General features: G+C 63.8%; 1 protein-coding gene. It reads left to right on the plus strand.

Annotated features, from left to right (window positions below):
- The coding region (locus JMF90_RS38745) for a peroxidase family protein (RefSeq protein WP_305790785.1) at positions 1-896 on the plus strand (896 nt) is incomplete at both ends.

The raw sequence follows: 896 nt of genomic DNA on the forward strand, positions 1-896 counted from the left end.
CGATTGATCTGGCCGGTCAAGCAGAAATACGGACGCAAGATTTCGTGGGCGGACCTGATCGTACTGACTGGCAACGTGGCGCTGGAATCGATGGGCTTCAAGACGTTCGGCTTCGCGGGCGGCCGGGAAGACTCGTGGGAGCCGGACGAGGACGTTTACTGGGGCATGGAATCGACCTGGCTGGACGACAAGCGCTACAGCGGCGATCGTCAGCTCGAGACGCCGCTGGCGGCAGTGCAGATGGGGCTGATCTATGTGAACCCGGAAGGCCCGAACGGCAACCCCGACCCGTTGGCGTCGGCGCGCGACATCCGTGAGACCTTCGCACGCATGGCGATGAACGATGAGGAAACCGTCGCCCTGATCGCGGGCGGCCACACGTTCGGCAAGACCCACGGTGCGGGTGATGCGTCGCACGTCGGGCCTGAGCCCGAAGCGGCACCGCTCGAACAGATGGGGCTGGGCTGGAAGAGTTCGTTCGGGTCAGGCAAGGCGGGCGATGCGATCGGCAGCGGCCTCGAGGTGATCTGGACGTCGACGCCGACGCAGTGGAGCAACAATTTCTTCTGGAATCTATTCGGCTACGACTGGGAGCTAACGAAGAGTCCGGCTGGCGCGCATCAGTGGCAGCCGAAGGGCGGCGCCGGTGCGGACAGTGTGCCGGATCCGTTTGAACCGGGCAAACGCCGTGTACCGACGATGCTGACCTCGGATATTGCGCTGCGTGCCGACCCGACTTACGAGAAGATCTCGCGCCGCTTCTTCGAGAATCCGAACGAGTTCGCCGAGGCATTCGCGCGCGCGTGGTTCAAGCTGACGCACCGTGACATGGGGCCGCGCGTGCGTTATCTGGGTCCGGAAGTGCCCAGCGAGGAATTGCTGTGGCAGGATCCGAT

It is taken from the genome of Burkholderia sp. E168m23 (assembly GCF_016586125.1).
Taxonomy (GTDB): Bacteria; Pseudomonadota; Gammaproteobacteria; order Burkholderiales; family Burkholderiaceae; genus Burkholderia; species Burkholderia orbicola.